Source organism: Bacillus sp. SG20033 (assembly GCF_044570195.1).
In the GTDB taxonomy this organism is placed as follows: Bacteria; Bacillota; Bacilli; order Bacillales; family Bacillaceae; genus Bacillus; species Bacillus subtilis.
Window position 1 is genome coordinate 2,958,941 of record NZ_CP172606.1, and the last position, 17,371, is coordinate 2,976,311.

Annotated in this window: 17 protein-coding genes and 1 riboswitch; of the genes, 1 reads left to right on the plus strand and 16 read right to left on the minus strand. The window is 44.9% G+C overall.

The window, feature by feature from the left end; all coding sequences use genetic code 11:
- Positions 1 to 104 precede the first annotated feature (104 nt).
- The 7 genes from racE to sdhC all read right to left on the minus strand — a co-directional run bounded on the left by racE (position 105) and on the right by sdhC (position 5,626).
- Positions 105 to 923, minus strand: coding sequence for a glutamate racemase (gene racE, locus ACFVP7_RS15700; protein ID WP_015251521.1), 819 nt, complete (start codon positions 921 to 923; stop codon positions 105 to 107).
- Positions 924 to 930: 7 nt separating this feature from the next.
- Positions 931 to 1,371 (minus strand): MarR family winged helix-turn-helix transcriptional regulator, encoded by a 441-nt coding sequence (locus ACFVP7_RS15705; RefSeq protein WP_003229573.1) that lies wholly within the window; start codon positions 1,369 to 1,371, stop codon positions 931 to 933.
- Positions 1,372 to 1,615: 244 nt separating this feature from the next.
- Entirely contained in the window at positions 1,616 to 1,840 is a 225-nt protein-coding gene (gerE, locus tag ACFVP7_RS15710; RefSeq protein WP_003184172.1) for a spore germination transcription factor GerE, read from the minus strand.
- Between the two features lie 115 nt (positions 1,841 to 1,955).
- Positions 1,956 to 2,399: a thioesterase family protein gene (locus ACFVP7_RS15715; RefSeq protein WP_003229571.1), complete on the minus strand. Its 444-nt coding sequence runs from the start codon at positions 2,397 to 2,399 to the stop codon at positions 1,956 to 1,958.
- A 60-nt stretch (positions 2,400 to 2,459) separates the two neighbouring features.
- Positions 2,460 to 3,221: a succinate dehydrogenase iron-sulfur subunit gene (sdhB, locus tag ACFVP7_RS15720; protein WP_003229569.1), complete on the minus strand. Its 762-nt coding sequence runs from the start codon at positions 3,219 to 3,221 to the stop codon at positions 2,460 to 2,462.
- A 2-nt stretch (positions 3,222 to 3,223) separates the two neighbouring features.
- Positions 3,224 to 4,984 carry a succinate dehydrogenase flavoprotein subunit gene (sdhA, locus tag ACFVP7_RS15725; protein WP_003229567.1) on the minus strand — a complete coding sequence of 587 codons (1,761 nt, stop codon included), beginning with the start codon at positions 4,982 to 4,984 and terminating at the stop codon, positions 3,224 to 3,226.
- A 33-nt stretch (positions 4,985 to 5,017) separates the two neighbouring features.
- Entirely contained in the window at positions 5,018 to 5,626 is a 609-nt protein-coding gene (gene sdhC, locus ACFVP7_RS15730) for a succinate dehydrogenase cytochrome B558 (protein WP_003222512.1), read from the minus strand.
- A 292-nt stretch (positions 5,627 to 5,918) separates the two neighbouring features.
- On the opposite strand from sdhC, the gene ACFVP7_RS15735 reads away from it, so the two are divergent.
- Positions 5,919 to 6,365 carry a YslB family protein gene (locus tag ACFVP7_RS15735; RefSeq protein WP_003222508.1) on the plus strand — a complete coding sequence of 149 codons (447 nt, stop codon included), beginning with the start codon at positions 5,919 to 5,921 and terminating at the stop codon, positions 6,363 to 6,365.
- A 43-nt stretch (positions 6,366 to 6,408) separates the two neighbouring features.
- On the opposite strand, the gene ACFVP7_RS15740 is transcribed toward ACFVP7_RS15735, so the two are convergent.
- From ACFVP7_RS15740 to lcfA, 9 genes are all read right to left on the minus strand, one after another.
- Positions 6,409 to 7,635 (minus strand): aspartate kinase, encoded by a 1,227-nt coding sequence (locus ACFVP7_RS15740; RefSeq protein ID WP_024572581.1) that lies wholly within the window; start codon positions 7,633 to 7,635, stop codon positions 6,409 to 6,411.
- A 125-nt stretch (positions 7,636 to 7,760) separates the two neighbouring features.
- Positions 7,761 to 7,940, minus strand: a riboswitch (Lysine riboswitch).
- 64 nt (positions 7,941 to 8,004) lie between these two features.
- Positions 8,005 to 9,777 carry an excinuclease ABC subunit UvrC gene (uvrC, locus tag ACFVP7_RS15745; RefSeq protein ID WP_014480497.1) on the minus strand — a complete coding sequence of 591 codons (1,773 nt, stop codon included), beginning with the start codon at positions 9,775 to 9,777 and terminating at the stop codon, positions 8,005 to 8,007.
- Between the two features lie 135 nt (positions 9,778 to 9,912).
- The gene (gene trxA / locus ACFVP7_RS15750) at positions 9,913 to 10,227 is read right to left on the minus strand and encodes a thioredoxin (RefSeq protein ID WP_003222500.1); all 315 of its coding nucleotides are present in this window, start codon (positions 10,225 to 10,227) and stop codon (positions 9,913 to 9,915) included.
- A gap of 322 nt (positions 10,228 to 10,549) precedes the next feature.
- Entirely contained in the window at positions 10,550 to 12,037 is a 1,488-nt protein-coding gene (abfB, locus tag ACFVP7_RS15755) for an alpha-L-arabinofuranosidase AbfB (protein ID WP_004398654.1), read from the minus strand.
- A 216-nt stretch (positions 12,038 to 12,253) separates the two neighbouring features.
- Positions 12,254 to 13,231: an electron transfer flavoprotein subunit alpha gene (gene etfA, locus ACFVP7_RS15760; RefSeq protein WP_128474158.1), complete on the minus strand. Its 978-nt coding sequence runs from the start codon at positions 13,229 to 13,231 to the stop codon at positions 12,254 to 12,256.
- A 35-nt stretch (positions 13,232 to 13,266) separates the two neighbouring features.
- Positions 13,267 to 14,040 carry an electron transfer flavoprotein subunit beta gene (gene etfB, locus ACFVP7_RS15765; RefSeq protein ID WP_014480500.1) on the minus strand — a complete coding sequence of 258 codons (774 nt, stop codon included), beginning with the start codon at positions 14,038 to 14,040 and terminating at the stop codon, positions 13,267 to 13,269.
- Between the two features lie 14 nt (positions 14,041 to 14,054).
- Positions 14,055 to 14,831: an enoyl-CoA hydratase gene (locus ACFVP7_RS15770; RefSeq protein WP_038429422.1), complete on the minus strand. Its 777-nt coding sequence runs from the start codon at positions 14,829 to 14,831 to the stop codon at positions 14,055 to 14,057.
- Positions 14,832 to 14,845: 14 nt separating this feature from the next.
- Entirely contained in the window at positions 14,846 to 15,430 is a 585-nt protein-coding gene (gene fadR / locus ACFVP7_RS15775) for a fatty acid metabolism transcriptional regulator FadR (protein ID WP_003229547.1), read from the minus strand.
- Positions 15,431 to 15,534: 104 nt separating this feature from the next.
- Positions 15,535 to 17,217: a long-chain-fatty-acid--CoA ligase LcfA gene (gene lcfA / locus ACFVP7_RS15780; protein ID WP_080529640.1), complete on the minus strand. Its 1,683-nt coding sequence runs from the start codon at positions 17,215 to 17,217 to the stop codon at positions 15,535 to 15,537.
- Positions 17,218 to 17,371: the final 154 nt, after the last annotated feature.

Here is a 17,371-nt window from a genome sequence, read left to right on the forward strand (position 1 = left end):
CCTAAGGATGTTTGTACTATTATGTATACGAGCCTCTTTAGGAAATAGACCGAAGAATTCCGGCAAAACAGAAAAAAACCCGCAACATACCGTTGCGGGGAAAACTATCTTCTAATCGGTTCTTGCAGTGAGATGCATTCCACATGGCCCACCTCATGGCCAAACCAATCGTCTGCGATTTTCGCAAACTGATCACGCGCTCCTGTTGTCAAGAACTGATGATCAGGGGCATTCGCAGACTGGTTCAGCAGCCCTTTATACGAGAGAATCGTGCTGACTTCCCGGGCTGTTTCATCGCCGGACGAAATAATGTTAACGTGTTCTCCCATATATCTTTGAATGGCTTCTTTTAAAATGGGATAGTGGGTGCAGCCTAAAATCAGCGAATCAATCGATGTATCTTTTAACGGATACAGCGAGGTTTTGACAATCTCGTCTGCTGTTTTGTCGAGAAACTTCCCGCTTTCCACAAAAGGCACAAGCAGCGGGCAGGCAAGATTTTCAACCTTCAGATCAGGATTTAATGCCAAAAGCGCCTCTTCGTATGCATTGCTCTTAATCGTATTCTCTGTGCCGATGACACCGATATGCTGATTATCCGTCACTTTTATCGCTGCTCTCGCACCAGGCTGGATCACTCCGACCACCGGTATACCGACGCTTCGCTGGATGTCATCCAATGCGATCGCTGTTGCTGTGTTACAGGCGATCACGAGCATTTTGATGTGGTGGTTTTCGAGTAAATAATTCGTCAGCTCCCACGTATACTGAAGCACCTCTTCTTCAGGGCGCGGCCCATAAGGACACCGTTTCGTATCCCCGACGTAGATAATATTTTCTTTAGGTAGCTGTCTCATGATTTCCTTCGCAACGGTTAAACCGCCAACCCCGGAATCAATGACTCCTATTGGTTGTTCCAACAAAATCGCCTCATTTTCTCTTCATTTCATGCTGCAGTTTCATCAAAGATTTTTCGAAGATGGCTATTTCTTCATCTGTAAACGATTCGAACATATCACGCAGATATTCCTGTCTTTTTGTAATGACCTCTTGGATAATCCGTTCTCCTTCAGGCAGCAGATGTATCCGGACAACACGTCTGTCCGCCGGGTCCTTGACCCGCTCAACAAGCTCATTTTTTTGCATGCGGTCGATTAAGTCCGTTGTCGTGCTGCATGCCAGATACATTTTGCCCGATAATTCACCGATTGTCATATCTCCTAATTCATAAAGCCATTGCAAGCCGACAAATTGCGGCGGCGTAATCGCATATTGATTAAGGATTTCTCGTCCTTTTTGCTTAATGATCGCGGCAATGTGGCGGAGTGACTTTTCAATATCCGCAACATGCTCCAAAGGTTTTGATGTCATTTGTCCATCCCTCACTCAAGGATCTCTTACGCACAAAAGCGTTCCGTGTCTATTTTCCTTCTTTTTTGAAGAAAATGCAAGACTCGCAGGAGAGAAATAGAGGACTTTAGTCAAACAACATCAAGTAATAAAATTTATTTTATGACTTGCCTACGTTTTGCACAGCATTCCAAATTTGGTTTCGAATGTTCCAAACAAACAGCAATAACCGGCTCCTTCCTAAAAGAAGGAATACCGGCAAGGATTAAAGCTCTAGCTCACCCATTCTAAGAAGCTCAACAACGGCTTGCGAACGCCCTTTCACACCCAATTTCTGCATGGCATTTGAAATATGGTTTCGAACGGTTTTCTCACTGATAAATAGCTCGCTTGCAATCTCCTTTGTTGTCTTATCTTGAACGAGCAATTCGAACACTTCTCTTTCTCTTTTCGTTAGCAGCGGCTTCGATTGAAATTCTTTCTCCTTCAAGTATTGTAACCCTCCTTGCTAAGGTGAGAGCGAATCAGAAACGAATGGGTTTTGATATAGTCGAGATATCATATGTAAGAAGGGCGCAGGAGGTGACGTTTACAAGATAATTAGTTTATCGTGTATGAAGAAGCGTTTCTTTCTCCTCATCCGTCCAGCTGACAGCCTTGCCGCTTTCCTTTGAGACTTGAACCATCACGACTGCCCCGGTGAAGCAGGGCTCGCCTTCGAGGTTCTCTCCGAGATAGTGCAAGGTAAGAGATGAACTGCCGACTGCGCTTATTTTCACATAGATGCGCAATTCTTCATAAGGCATGACTTGGCGCAAATAATCGCATTGCTGGCTTGCCACGACTGTCATGGTCTGTTTGTTTTCACTCATCATATTCAGCTTTTTAAAATAAGAAATCCGCGCCTCCTCAAAATATATAAAAGGGGTTACATTATTCATATGCCCAAACATGTCTGTCTCGGAAAATCTTACGGATACCTCATTAACAAAAGAAAAGGATGTTTTCCATTCTTGAAACGGCATATCAATATAAGCGGGAAGCTTCATCTTTTTTCATCTCCTTATTGTTTAAAAAAACCTCTCCTATGCGGAAGAGGTTTTTTCTTCTTATACTCTGTCGCTTCCGAAGAAATTGCGGAACGCTTGTAAGTTTGTATCTCTATTCAAGGCTGCAATCGAAGTGGTAAGCGGAATCCCCTTCGGACAGGATTGAACACAGTTTTGCGAGTTGCCGCAATCTGCAAGGCCGCCTTCATCCATTAATGCTTCTAATCGTTCAGATTTATTCATGGCGCCTGTCGGATGTGCGTTAAACAGGCGGACTTGCGACATCGGTGCAGGCCCCATGAACTTCGATTTGCTGTTCACATTCGGGCAAGCTTCGAGGCAGACGCCGCATGTCATGCATTTTGATAATTCATATGCCCATTGACGGCGTTTTTCCGGCATTCTCGGCCCCGGTCCTAAATCGTACGTACCGTCAATCGGTATCCATGCTTTTACTTTTTTCAATGAATCAAACATTCTGCTGCGATCAACCTGCAAATCACGAACGACTGGGAATGTTTTCATTGGTTTTAAACGGATCGGCTGTTCAAGCTGGTCGATAAGCGCCGTACAAGACTGGCGGGGTTTTCCGTTTATGACCATTGAACATGCGCCGCATACTTCCTCAAGACAGTTCATATCCCATGTGACAGGGGTTGTCTTCTCACCTTTGACATTAACCGGATTCCGGCGGATTTCCATCAGAGCGGAAATGACGTTCAGATTCGGGCGGTATGGAATCTCAAATTCTTCATCGTAAGGCGTGCTGTCGGCTGTATCTTGACGTGTGATAATAAATCGTATGGTTTTTTGTTCACTCATGATTATTTCGCCACCTTCTTCTTCGAGTAATCCCGTTTCCGAGGCGTTATCAGTGATACATCGACATCCTGATACTCAAATTCCGGCGCTTCATACGGGCTTACATGTTTAGCCATTGTTGTTTTGAGCCATTCATCATCATTACGTTCAGGATAATCCGGTTTATAATGGGCGCCCCGGCTTTCATTACGATTGTATGCGCCAAGGGTAATCACCCTAGCAAGCTGAAGCATGTTTGAGAACTGGCGTGTGAACATCGCTCCCTGGTTGCTCCATTTTGTCGTGTCATTGATGTTGATCTTTTTGAAGCGCTCCATTAACTCCTGAATTTTGTCATCCGTTTTCAAAAGCTTGTCATTATGGCGGACAACCGTTACGTTCGCCGTCATCCACTCACCGAGCTCTTTGTGAAGAACATAGGCATTTTCGGTTCCGTCCATACTCATAATATCAGCCCATTTTTCTTCTTCTTTCTTAACATGAGCGTCGAATAAAGATGAAGACATGTCTTCCGCTGAAGATTCTAAGCCGTTTACATATTTCACCGCATTCGGACCGGCCACCATGCCTCCGTAAATCGCAGACAGCAGGGAGTTCGCTCCCAAGCGGTTGCCGCCGTGCATAGAATAATCACATTCCCCAGCCGCAAACAGTCCAGGGATATTTGTCATTTGATCGTAATCCACCCATAAACCGCCCATAGAATAATGGACCGCCGGGAAGATTTTCATTGGGAGCTTACGCGGGTCGTCTCCCATGAATTTCTCATAAATCTCAATGATGCCGCCAAGCTTAATATCAAGCTCTTTCGGATCTTTATGAGACAGATCGAGATATACCATGTTTTCACCGTTAATGCCGAGCTTCTGGTTCACACACACATCAAATATTTCGCGTGTCGCAATATCACGCGGCACCAGGTTTCCGTATGCCGGATATTTTTCCTCTAGGAAATACCATGGTTTGCCGTCTTTATATGTCCACACGCGACCGCCTTCACCACGCGCTGATTCACTCATCAGTCTTAATTTGTCATCGCCCGGTATGGCTGTCGGGTGGATTTGAATGAATTCTCCGTTTGCATAATACGCTCCCTGCTGATAAACGATTGATGCAGCAGATCCTGTATTAATCATGGAGTTCGTTGATTTTCCAAAGATGATTCCCGGTCCGCCCGTCGCCATAATGACAGCGTCTGAACGGAAGGATTCAATTTGCATGTTTGTCAGGTTTTGTGCAACAATTCCACGGCAGGTTCTGTCATCATCTAAAACAGCGCCAAGGAATTCCCAGCCTTCGTATTTTGTGACCAGACCCGCAACTTCGTATCTGCGCACTTGCTCGTCCAGTGCGTAAAGCAGCTGCTGTCCCGTCGTCGCACCAGCATAAGCAGTTCTGTGGTGCTGTGTACCCCCGAATCGGCGGAAATCAAGCAGGCCTTCAGGCGTCCGGTTAAACATGACGCCCATCCGGTCTAATAAGTGGATGATTGAAGGCGCCGCTTCACACATCGCCTTGACCGGCGGCTGGTTGGCAAGAAAGTCTCCCCCGTATACCGTGTCATCAAAATGTTCCCACGGAGAGTCACCTTCCCCTTTTGTATTGACCGCTCCGTTTATGCCGCCTTGCGCACAAACCGAATGAGAACGTTTGACAGGAACGATGGAAAACAGCTTAACCGCCATTCCTGATTCCGCTGCTTTAATTGTCGCCATGAGGCCGGCAAGACCCCCGCCGACTACGATAATGCTTGATTGACTCATGATAGCCCCTCTCCCTCTAGTAATCTAGTACTCTTAAACAAATGCGAAAATCGCTTTTAAGCCTACGTATGACAGTGCAACAAAAATAATCAGCGTAACGTATGTCGAAATTCTTTGAGAACGAGGCGTTACCGTGATGCCCCATGTAACAGCGAAAGACCATAAACCGTTCGAGAAGTGGAAAATTGTTGATAAAACACCGACAATGTAAAAACCAAGCATAGCCGGAGAGCTCAAAATATTCGCCATCATGTCGAAATTGACCTCAGCGCCCATTTGTGCGGCAATGCGGGTTTCCCACACGTGCCAGCTGACGAAAATGAGGGTGATGATACCGGTTACACGCTGCAGGACGAATAGCCAGTTTCTCATGTAGCTGTATTGACCTGCGTTATTTTTCGCAGTAAACGCTATGTACACACCATAAACTGCATGATAAATTAATGGTAAGAAGATAATAAAAATTTCCAAGGCATACCTGAAAGGCAGACTATCCATAAAATGAGCAGCGCTATTGAATGCTTCAGCGCCCCTTGCGGCAAACTGGTTGACGACTAAATGCTGAATAAGAAAGATGCCGACCGGTATGACGCCAAGCAAGGAATGCAATCTTCGAAAATAAAACTCTCTGTTCCCAGACATTACTTTACCCCCTGTTTGATAAGTGCGAAATGTGCTAAATCTCTTCCCCCACTTCTTTCAATTGTAAGCACTTTATTAAGATTTATTGACAATTTCATTTTACTCCTCCCTCAAAAGGGCGTCAAGAAAACGCGTACATAAATTATAATTTTCCGAATTGATTAGTTGATTGAAAAATTTTATTTTATCAATATATATTTCTTGCTTAATTTTTCATAAGAATTACAGGATCATTCTGTAATCCTCCCCCCTGTTTAAGCTATAATATACGCAGGAGAGAGGGGAGACAGATATGAAGTCTAAATTTGAAGCATCTATTGACAACCTAAAAGAAATTGAAATGAACGCCTATGCCTACGAACTAATACGAGAGATCGTTCTCCCAGATATGCTTGGCCAAGATTACTCTTCCATGATGTATTGGGCAGGAAAACATCTCGCCCGTAAGTTTCCTCTTGAATCATGGGAGGAATTTCCGGCCTTCTTTGAAGAAGCGGGCTGGGGAACCCTCACCAACGTAAGCGCTAAAAAACAGGAGCTTGAATTTGAACTTGAAGGGCCGATCATTTCCAACCGGCTTAAACATCAGAAAGAACCTTGCTTTCAGCTGGAGGCTGGTTTTATCGCTGAACAAATTCAATTGATGAATGATCAGATTGCCGAATCATATGAACAAGTGAAAAAGAGAGCCGATAAAGTGGTTCTGACTGTGAAATGGGATATGAAAGACCCAGTGTAATCAAAAAGGCGGTGACTGCATAGTCCCGCCTTTTTGATTGTCATTACACAGCTGAAGGGTGTTTTGAAAGCTCAAATGCATCGTGAAGCGACTCGACTGCTTTCACCATGTCATTTTCGCTTACGACTGTTGACACTTTGATTTCAGATGTGCTGACCATTTTGATTAAAATGTTTTTTTGCGCCAGTACAGCAAACATTTCAGCCGCTACACCGGGATTTGAGACCATGCCGGATCCAACAATGGATACTTTAGCCAATTTGCTTTCTGTCTCGATTTTCTCAAATTCCAGCGCGTCTTTATACTCTTCAAGCACCGCAACGGTTTGGTCTGCATCTTCTGTTTTGACAGAGAAGGAAATTCCAGTCTTGTCCTCGGCCTGCGTTTGGATAATGATATCCACGTTTATGTTTCTTTTGGCAAGTGTCGTAAAAATAGTAGACAAAGTTGTCAGGCCGCTAGTCAGCCCGTAAATGGTTACTCTTGTGATTTGATCTTCAAATGCAATGCCTCTGACAATTAAATTCTGTTCCATGGATGATTCCTCCTCAATTAATGTTCCCGCTTCGGTTTCTGTACTTGAACGCACTTCTAACGGCACTTGGTAATTTTTCGCGAACTCAACTGCTCTCGGATGAAGAACGCCGGCGCCTAAATTGGCAAGCTCAAGCATTTCATCGTATGAGATGCCCGCAAGTTTTCTCGCTGATTTCACATAGCGCGGATCGGTTGTAAACACACCTGGCACGTCTGTGTATATGTCACATTTATCAGCTTTTAAAGCGGCAGCCAAAGCAACTGCTGTTGTATCTGAACCGCCCCGGCCCAATGTCGTAATTTCACAATCCTCTGTCATGCCTTGGAAGCCTGCAACAATGACAATTTTTCCTTTTTCAAGCTGGTCTGCTAAAACCGAAGTGTCGATATCTGTAATTCTGGCGTTTCCGTGAATGGCCTCCGTACGGATTCCCGCCTGCCAGCCAGTATAAGACACAGCGTCATAGCCTTTTTCCTGCAATGCCATTGAAAGGAGTGAAATCGTGACCTGCTCGCCTGTCGCCAGCAGCATATCCATTTCGCGTTTGCTCGGCTGGTCAGAAATAGCTTTTGCAAGGCTGACCAATTCGTCAGTGGATTTTCCCATTGCTGAAACGACGACAACGACTTGATGGCCTTTCTGTTTTTCTGCAATTGCGCGGTTTGCCGCATTTTGAATTTTTTCGACTGAGCCGACGGAAGTGCCTCCGAATTTTTGTACAATAAGACCCATGTATTACCACCCTTTACATTTTGGTTCGTGCGGGTGAGGAGAAAGAGCGCTTTGTCCACAATAAAAAAAGCAATGAGAGGAATACTCTCATTGCTTATCAATTAATCATCATAAATGATTATGAACAACGAGATAGCCCTCCAAGAAAATGATTTCTTGACAGCCTTACATTTATTCAATGCACGGCCAGCAAATAATACCGATGGGGTTTTATTTGCTTCGGCGACGCTCCCCTTTCAGCCTTTTTCACAGAATCCATCTTTCTCCAAAGGCATACTCTTGAAGTTCGCACCTCTATCTTCACCATATAACACGATCTAACTATGAAATTAGTTCACATTTTATCAGATCTTATTTAAAAGGACAACATTATTTTTGCAATTTGTCGTAAAGGAGCTGAGCCGCCGCTGCGGGAACACCGGCTTTTTTGATGTCCTCAAGGCTTGCTTCCTTCATTTTTTTAACGGAACCGAAATGCTTTAACAGCATTTTCTTTCTTTTCTCTCCGATACCCGGGATGTCGTCCAAAACGGATTGAAACGCGCTTTTTCCGCGGATTTGCCTGTGAAAACTGATTGCAAAACGGTGCACCTCGTCCTGAATGCGCTGCAGGAGGTAAAATTCCTGGCTGTTTCGTTCCAGATACACCACCTCCAGCGGATCACCGATCAGTAAATTTGAGGTTCTGTGTTTTTCATCTTTCGCTAAACCGGCGATCGGGATATCCAAGCCGAGTTCATTTTCAATGACATCCCTTGCTGCGTTGATCTGCCCTTTTCCTCCGTCAATGATGATCAGATCGGGCAGCGGCAGATTCTCACGAAGCACTCTCGTATAGCGTCTTCTGACAACCTCTCTCATAGAACCGTAATCATCCGGCCCTGTAACGGTTTTGATTTTATATTTGCGGTATTCCTTTTTGTATGGTTTGCCGTCGATAAACACAATCATCGCGGAAACCGGGTTTGTCCCCTGTATGTTTGAGTTATCAAACGCTTCAATTCTGTGCGGCGTATAAATATTTAATGCCTCACCTAGTTTCTGCACAGCCCCGATTGAACGCTCCTCGTCGCGTTCGATTAAAGAGAATTTTTCTTTCAATGCGATTTTCGCATTTTTATGGGCAAGCATGAGCAGTTCTTTTTTCGGGCCTTTCTTCGGCTGGTGAACGTTTGTTTCCAGCAGCTGCTCGATCATGGATTGATCTACGCTGTCCGGAACTAAAATCTCTTTCGGAAGGAAGTGGTTGTTTTTTGAATAAAACTGCCCGATGAACGTGAGGAACTCTTCATCTGCTTCCTGATAAAGCGGGAACATGCTGACATCGCGTTCAATGAGCTTCCCTTGGCGGATGAAAAAGACCTGCACGCACATCCAGCCCTTATCGTACGCGTACGCGAATACATCACGGTCGACTAGATCGTTCATCGTCATTTTTTGTTTTTCCATCGTTGATTCAATATGGGCAATTTGGTCACGAAGCTCTTTTGCTCGTTCAAACTCAAGATTCTCAGCAGCTTCATGCATTTTCTCTTCAAGCTCTTTTTTGACCTCATTATAGCCGCCCCTTAAGAAACGTGTAATGCTTTCAACCAGCTCTCTGTTCGTCTCTTCGGAAATATCCTTTACGCACGGAGCGAGGCATTGGCCCAGATGATAGTAAAGGCACACTCTGTCCGGGAGCTTGGAGCATTTTCTGAGAGGATACAGACGGTCGAGCAGTTTTTTTGTTTCCCTTGCTGCCTGTACATTCGGATACGGCCCGAAATAGCGCCCTTTGTCTTTTTTGACATTGCGGGTGACAATCAGCCTTGGGTGGCGTTCATGGGTGAGTTTTATGAAAGGATAGGTTTTGTCGTCTTTGAGCATGACGTTGTATTTCGGATCATGCTTTTTGATCAGATTCATTTCTAAAATAAGCGCTTCAAGATTGGAGGACGTCACGATATATTCAAAATCCTCGATTTCCGTCACAAGCCTTTGGGTTTTCGCGTCGTGAGAACCGGTGAAGTAGGAGCGCACTCTGTTTTTCAGCACTTTTGCTTTCCCTACGTAGATCACAGTCTGCTGCCGGTCCTTCATGAGATAACAACCCGGTTGATCAGGAAGGAGGGCGAGTTTTTCTTTCAGTTGTTTGTTCATATGTTACCCTTCCTTATGTTTAATCCTTTATTTCCAGTTTAACACGAACGTTTGTTTTTCTCTATGGTTCACAATTGGCGAATAAAAAAAGCGATCCCTCAATCGGAATCGCTCTGGCATGTAAGCAGCGGAAAATTAAAGATGTTTGTTTACAAGCTCTTGAAGCGCTTCTTTTGGTTTGAAGCCGACTGAAGTTTCAACTACTTCGCCGTCTTTTAACACAAGAAGAGTCGGGATGCTCATAACGCCGTATTTTCCGGCAGTTTCTTGGTTTTCGTCTACATCGATTTTTACGATTTTCAGTTTGTCTCCCATTTCTTGATCCAATTCTTCAAGAACAGGTGCAATCATTTTACAAGGTCCGCACCAAGGAGCCCAGAAGTCTGCCAGTACGACGCCTTCGCTTGTTTCAGCTGAGAAAGATTGATCAGTTGCTTTTACGATAGCCATTATTGAATTCCTCCAATGTGAAATGATGATTTTTAGTATAGCATCTCCCATTCGTTCACGCTATTTTAATGCTTACAAATTATTTTTTCCTGATCACAGCCGGTTTACTCATTTTTATATGGTTGAATGGGATATGCTCTTTTTTTAAAACACAAATCTGATAATGGCCCCGATCACTACAATTGCCCCAATAATCATTAAAATGGTACGAAGCATAAGATCACATCTCCTCTTCACTGTCATGTACTTTACCATGCCCTGCCGGAGCTGTTTTAAAACCTGAAAAAGAGCGCCGGCATGAAGCTCCGGCGCTCTTGCGCGATTAAGAATCAGCACGCAGCGTAAGTAAGACGACTGACATTGGCGGGAGTTTTACTTTCAGTTTGTTTTTGCTGAGCGTGTATTGTCTGAAGGATTCCGGTTTGACATGATGAGGATCGTCAAACGTGTTATGCGCATTCATTTTTTCTGCCGTAAGAATGACTCCGGAATGGTCCGCTGCCTTGTGTAGGCCCCTCAGCTCGATTTCCGCCTCTGCTTTGTTTTGGTGATCGATGTTGCAAATTGTGATATTGATATCGCCTTCAGCTTGTTTCGACGCTGAAATGCTGATTTGCGGAAGCGTTTCACCGTTCCATTCATAGTCGGCAGACATTGTCTCTGTGGCTAAAAGAGAAGCGTCCTGATGCACCTTAAACATATTGAATACATGGTACGTCGGTGTCAAAAGCATCCGCTCTCCCTCAGTCAAAATCATCGCTTGAAGAACATTTACTGTTTGGGCGATGTTGGCCATTTGCACCCGGCGGCAATGCTGATGGAAAATGTGGAAATGAGAAGCCGCCACCAGTGCATCACGAATGGTGTTTTGCTGATATAAGAAACCGGGATTCGTGCCTGGCTCGGGATCAAACCACGTGCCCCATTCATCAATAATCAGCCCGACCCGCTGCTCCGGATCGTACCGGTCCATAATCGTGCCGTGTTTTTGAATCAATTCATCGATGTATTTGGCTTTTTTCATCGTAATAAACCATTCATCTTCCGTGAATTCTGTGGCTGATCCTTTGCCCTTCCAGAAATCCCCCGGAATCGTGTAATAATGAAGACTCAACCCGTCCATCAGGCCAGCAGCTTTTTTCATAAGCACGTCCGTCCAATTAAAATCATCCACATTTGCGCCGCCTGCAATTTTATAAATGTCATTCCCGCTGTAATTGCGGACATAAGTCTGAAAACGCCGGTACAGATCTGCGTAGTATTCGGGATGCATGTTGCCGCCGCAGCCCCAGTTTTCATTGCCCACGCCGAAATATTTCAGCTTCCAAGGCTCTTCTCTTCCATTTTGCTTTCTCCAGTCTGACATCGGCGTGCCTTCTTCAAATGTCATATACTCAATCCACTCCGACATTTCCTGAACGGTTCCGCTTCCGACATTGCCGCAAATATATGGCTCGCATTCAAGCAGCTCGCAAAGCATCATAAATTCATGCGTTCCGAATTCATTTGATTCAATTGTACCGCCCCAGTGAGTGTTCAGCATTGTCTTACGGTCACCGACACCGTTTGCCCAATGGTATTCGTCCGCAAAACACCCGCCCGGCCACCTGAGGACAGGAATGTGCAGCTGTTTGAGCGCCTCCAGCACGTCCTTTCGTATCCCGTTGATATTGGGGATGTCTGAGTCCGTTCCGACCCAGATCCCCTCATAAATCCCTCTTCCTAAATGCTCAGCAAAATGACCGTATATATTTTTGTTAATGGTTCCTTTTGCGATATCTGTTTGAATCACTGCTTGATGTTCAGACATGCCTCTGATCATTCCTTTCATACGAATATGAAAAGCACCACAGTCAAATATGTGATCTGTCGTTTGCCTGAGGAGTCAGCATGAATGTAAGCGCTTTTAAAGTAACCATATTATATATGTTCGTACATGTCAACGACATTTTCTATTGTTTTTATATTTGTACGTATATATTTATAAATATGAAAAAACCCGGACTTTTAAAGTCCGGGATTTCCTTTATGAGTGTATATTCAGCTGTTTGAATTCCTCAGTTAATAACGGGACAACTTCAAATAAATCACCGACGATGCCGTAATCCGCTATTTTAAAGATATCGGCTTCGGGGTCTTTATTGATGGCGACGATCACCTTGCTGTTTGACATGCCGGCCAAATGCTGGATGGCGCCGGAAATGCCGCATGCAATGTACAAATCCGGAGTGACGACTTTCCCGGTCTGCCCGATTTGGAGAGCGTAATCGCAATAATCAGCGTCACATGCCCCGCGAGAAGCCCCGACTGCGGCCCCTAGCACCTCTGCAAGCTCCTGCAGAGGCTGAAATCCCTCCTTGCTTTTGACTCCTCGGCCGCCCGCAACGATAATTTTTGCTTCGGAGAGATCAACGCCGTCAGCTGTTTTTTTCACGACCTCTTGGATAACAGTGCGGAGGTCAGTAAGAGAAACATCAATGCTTTTGATGCTCCCCGATCTGCTGGTGTCTTTTTCTGAAGCTTGAATGTTATTGGGGCGAATTGTTGCAAAGATCATCGGATCGGTTGAAATGACGCGTTCAAAAGCTTTCCCCGAGTAAATCGGCCGTGTGAACACAACATTCCCTCCGGTAACGCTTACATCTATAGCATCAGAAATTAAGCCTGTTTGCAGCCGGGCAGCAAGCTTCGGTGAAAGATCCTTGCCCATTGCCGTATGCCCGAAGATGACTGAATCAGGATTTTCTTGCTCGATAACACCTCTCATGACCTGGCTGTACCCGTCTGCCGTGTATGTTTTCAGCTTCGGGTCCTCAGCGGTAAGAACTTTATCTGCTCCGTAATGAATAAGCTCTTGTGCAATGCTTTGTACATTTTCACCGATGAGAACACCGATGACTTCCCCATCTCCTGAAATGGTTCTTCCTGCAGCTATTGCTTCAAAGGTGACATTCCGCAATTCCCCATCGCGTATTTCTCCAAGCACGATCACTTTTTTTCCCATTCTAACATCCCCCTGTTTCTTTGAATGTCCAAGCTTTAAATGACTTTAGCTTCGCTGCGGAGCAATGAAACAAGCTCTTTTGCCTGTTCAGCAGGCTCACCTTGGAGAAGCTTCCCAGCTTCTTTTTTCGGCGGCAGAAAACGTTCAATGGTTTTCAGCTTTGGTTCGGCATCCTCTTCGTCCAGGTCAAGATCATCAAGTTCAAGCTCTTCAAGCGGCTTTTTCTTAGCCTTCATAATTCCCGGAAGCGATGGATAGCGCGGCTCGTTTAAGCCCTGCTGAGCTGTGACAAGCAATGGGAGCGTCGTTTTGATTTTTTCAACATCCCCTTCGACGTCCCTTTCTGCTTCTGCATCAGTGCCGTTGATTTCGAGTTTGGTGATCGTAGTGATACACGGAATGTCCAGTAGCTCGGCAAGCCGAGGCGCCACTTGTCCTGATCCTCCGTCAATGGCAACATTTCCGCCGAGAATCAAATCAAACTCCTGATCCTTCATATAGTGGTATAAAACTTGAGAAATGGAATATTGGTCGGGTTCTTCAAGATCATCTTCTATGTTGATTAAAACAGCTTGGTCACAACCCATGGCAAGCGCCGTACGCAATTCTTTCTCCGCTTCTTCACCGCCGACCGTGACAGCGGTGATCGTGCCGCCATGCTTTTCCTTCAGCTGGATGGCTTCTTCTATCGCGTACTCATCATATGGATTAATGATCCATTCCGCTCCGTCATCCTGAATCTTTCCTGTTTCAATGACGATTTTTTCTTCTGTGTCAAACGTCCGTTTCATCAGTACAAATAGATTCATGATCATATCCCCTTTTATTCGCCTTTGAACTGAGGCTTTCTTTTTTCGAGAAATGCCTGGATGCCTTCCTTGGCGTCCTCTGACTCAAATGCTTCCCCAAATCGCTTTGCTTCAAGCTTTAAGCTGCCTTCATAGGAATACACCTTGTTGGAATAAAGAAGTTCAAGCAAAGATGCCAGCGTTTGCGGGCTTTTCTCTGCAAACTTAGCGGCAAGTGCTTTTGCTTTTTCAATCACTTCTGCCTCATCTTTCGCTCCAATTGAGACAAGTCCGAGATCAAGCGCTTCTTTTCCGGATATCGGTTCTCCTGATCCGATGAGCTCCAGTGCTTTGGCTGTACCGACATATCTCGGAAGGCGCTGTGTCCCCGCAAAACCTGGAATGATACCGAGATTAAGCTCCGGGAGCCCCAGCTTAGCATCTTCTGCCGCGATTCTGATGTGACAGGCCATCGCAAGCTCCAGCCCGCCTCCGAGAGCAGCGCCGTGAATCGCTGCGATAATCGGTTTTGGGAAACTTTCAATTCTCTCCATTAACTGCTGGCCGCGCTCAGCGAGCAATGAGGAATCCTCATTGCCTTTAAACGATGTAAATTCTTTAATATCAGCGCCGGCTGAGAAAAATCTTCCCTCTCCGTGAATGATAATGCTTCGTACGCCTGCATCTGTCTCACATTGATCAAGACAGGAAGACAGCTCTTCTAATATCCTGCTTGAAAGCGCGTTTGCCGGCGGATTGTGAATCGTCAAGACTGCCACAAATTGATCAACCGCAAGTGAAATTGCATTCATAGGACAGAACTCCTTTACTTATTGTGAATTCCGGATACCAATAATTCTAAAACGCTGTTTGAAAGCGCAACGAGATCGTACTTTTGGTCATTCATCACCCAAGTTGTCACAGTTTCGTCAATCGTTCCAAAAATCATCTGCCGGGCGAGGCGGACATCGAGGCCTTCTTTTATTTCGCCTGATTGTATACCTTCCGTCAAAATGCCATCCAAAATATTTAAGTAGCCTTTTAATATTTCGTTGATTTTTTGGCGCAGCTCCAAGTTGGATTGGCGGAGCTCAAGCTGCGTGACAATCGCGAGATTATGGTCACCCGCTAAAAGGGAAAAATGCTTTGAAATCACAAGCGCCAATTTCTCTTTCGCTGTTGCTTTTTCTTTAATGTCCTCTTCCATCCGCTCAATAAATTGACCCATTTTTTCTTTGAAAAGAGAAATTAAAATATCTTCTTTGTTTTTAAAATAGAGATAGATGGTGCCGTCCGCTACCCCGGCTTGTTTGGCAATTTTGGATACCTGTGACTGGTGGTAGCCGTTTTCTGCAATGACTTCTACTGCTGCATCAATAATCTGCATATACTTTGGCCGTTTTTGCTTCAATGTTCATCGTTCCTTCCTATAGAAATGAATGACTATTCATTCATAATTTCATGATAAGAAGGATTTTCAGGTTTGTCAAGTTTATTCATAGACGTTCTCTTTTTTTATTTGATATGATGATTTTCGGTTTCTTCTTCAAGTAAACGCCTTCTTAAAATTTTTCCCACCGCCGTTTTCGGCAACTCCTTTCTGAACTCATAGGCTTTGGGCACCTTATAGGGAGCTAGACGTGATCTCGCAAAAGCGTCCAGTTCTTCTGCATCGGCTTTTGCGCCTTTCTTTAATACGACAAATGCTTTTACTGTTTCTCCTCTGTAGGAATCGGGAACGCCTGCGACAACAATTTCCTGGATGGCTTCATGTTCATAAAGCGCTTCTTCTACCTCACGCGGGTAAATATTGTAACCGCCGGCAATGATGATATCCTTCTTCCTGTCAGCAATATAGAAAAAGCCTTCTTCATCCATATAGCCCATGTCCCCGGTGAACAGCCAGCCATCTCTCAGCACTGCGGCGGTTTCCTCTGGTTTATTCCAGTATCCTTTCATGACTTGCGGACCTTTTACAATGATTTCTCCATGCTCATACGGAGCGGCAAGCTCACCCGTCTCTTCAGAATAGATCGCAGCGTCCGTACTCGGCCAAGGACAGCCGATACTGCCCGGCTTGTTTTTTCCCCAGATAAAGTTGGCGTGCGTCACTGGGGATGCCTCAGACAAACCATAGCCTTCCACAAGCTTTCCGCCAGTCACCTTTTCAAATTTCTGCTTTACCTCCACGGGGAGCGCGGCTGATCCGCTAAGACAGCTTTTAATGGATGACAGATCATAATGCTGCAATTCAGGGTGATGCAAAAGGCCAATGTAAATTGTCGGTGCGCCAGGAAAGAGCGTCGGTTTGTGTTTGTCGATGATTTTCAGTGTTTCGAGCGGATCAAACTTAGGAAGAAGAATCATTTCGAAGCCTAGTTTAATCGAATAGTTCATGACTGCCGTCAGTCCGTAGACATGAAAAAATGGAACGATGCCCAGCACTTTTTCAGCGCCTTCTTTCACGTCATACATCCAAGCGGCGCACATTTCAGTATTTGCCAAAATATTTTGGTGCGTGAGCATGACCCCTTTTGGAGCTCCGGTTGTTCCTCCGGTATACTGGAGGACAGCGATATCATGCTCAGGATCGATCTTCGGGATTGTCAGGAGTTCAGTTTTTTCCTGCTTCATACTGGAAGCGAACGTGTGAATGTTAGCTGTTTTGTCAAAGTCGATATGCACTTTTTGTTTTTGCGTCAGCGGGTAAAGAATATTTTTCGGAAAAGGCAAATAGTCTTTTACGCTGGTTATCAAAATCTGGTCGACTATTGATAACGTTTTCATTTTTATTGCCTTCGGGAAAAGCAAATCTAAGGTGATGATCACACTTACCTGAGCATCTCTAAGCTGGTATTCAAGCTCATGCTCGGTATAAAGCGGATTCGTCTGCACCACGATGCCACCGGCAAACAAGACGCCATAATAAGAAATCACTGTTTGCGGGCAATTGGGCAGCATAACAGCCACTCTGTCTCCTTTTTGCAGGCCATTGCACTGCAAAAAAGCTGCAAGTTTAAGAGCATCCGTCAGAATGTCATGAAAGGTGAGTTTTTTTCCATAAAACGATATTGCGGTTTTATCAGGGAATCGTGCGGCGGAGTCTGTCAGGATGGATTGCAGGGTTTTATTCGGCAACGGAAGCTCATGCGGGATATCGTTGGGATACTCGGCAAGCCACGGCTTTTGAGACTGCATAAAACCTCCCCTTTCGATTTTAGAGATCCACCCTATCATTATAGCAGATGGACGGCAAAAAAAAGAAAAAGAAAGGTAAATCTTTCTTTTTCTCATAATATGAACAGATATATAAGACCAATTAACAAAAAGATTCCCGCCGCGGCGAGCAGTA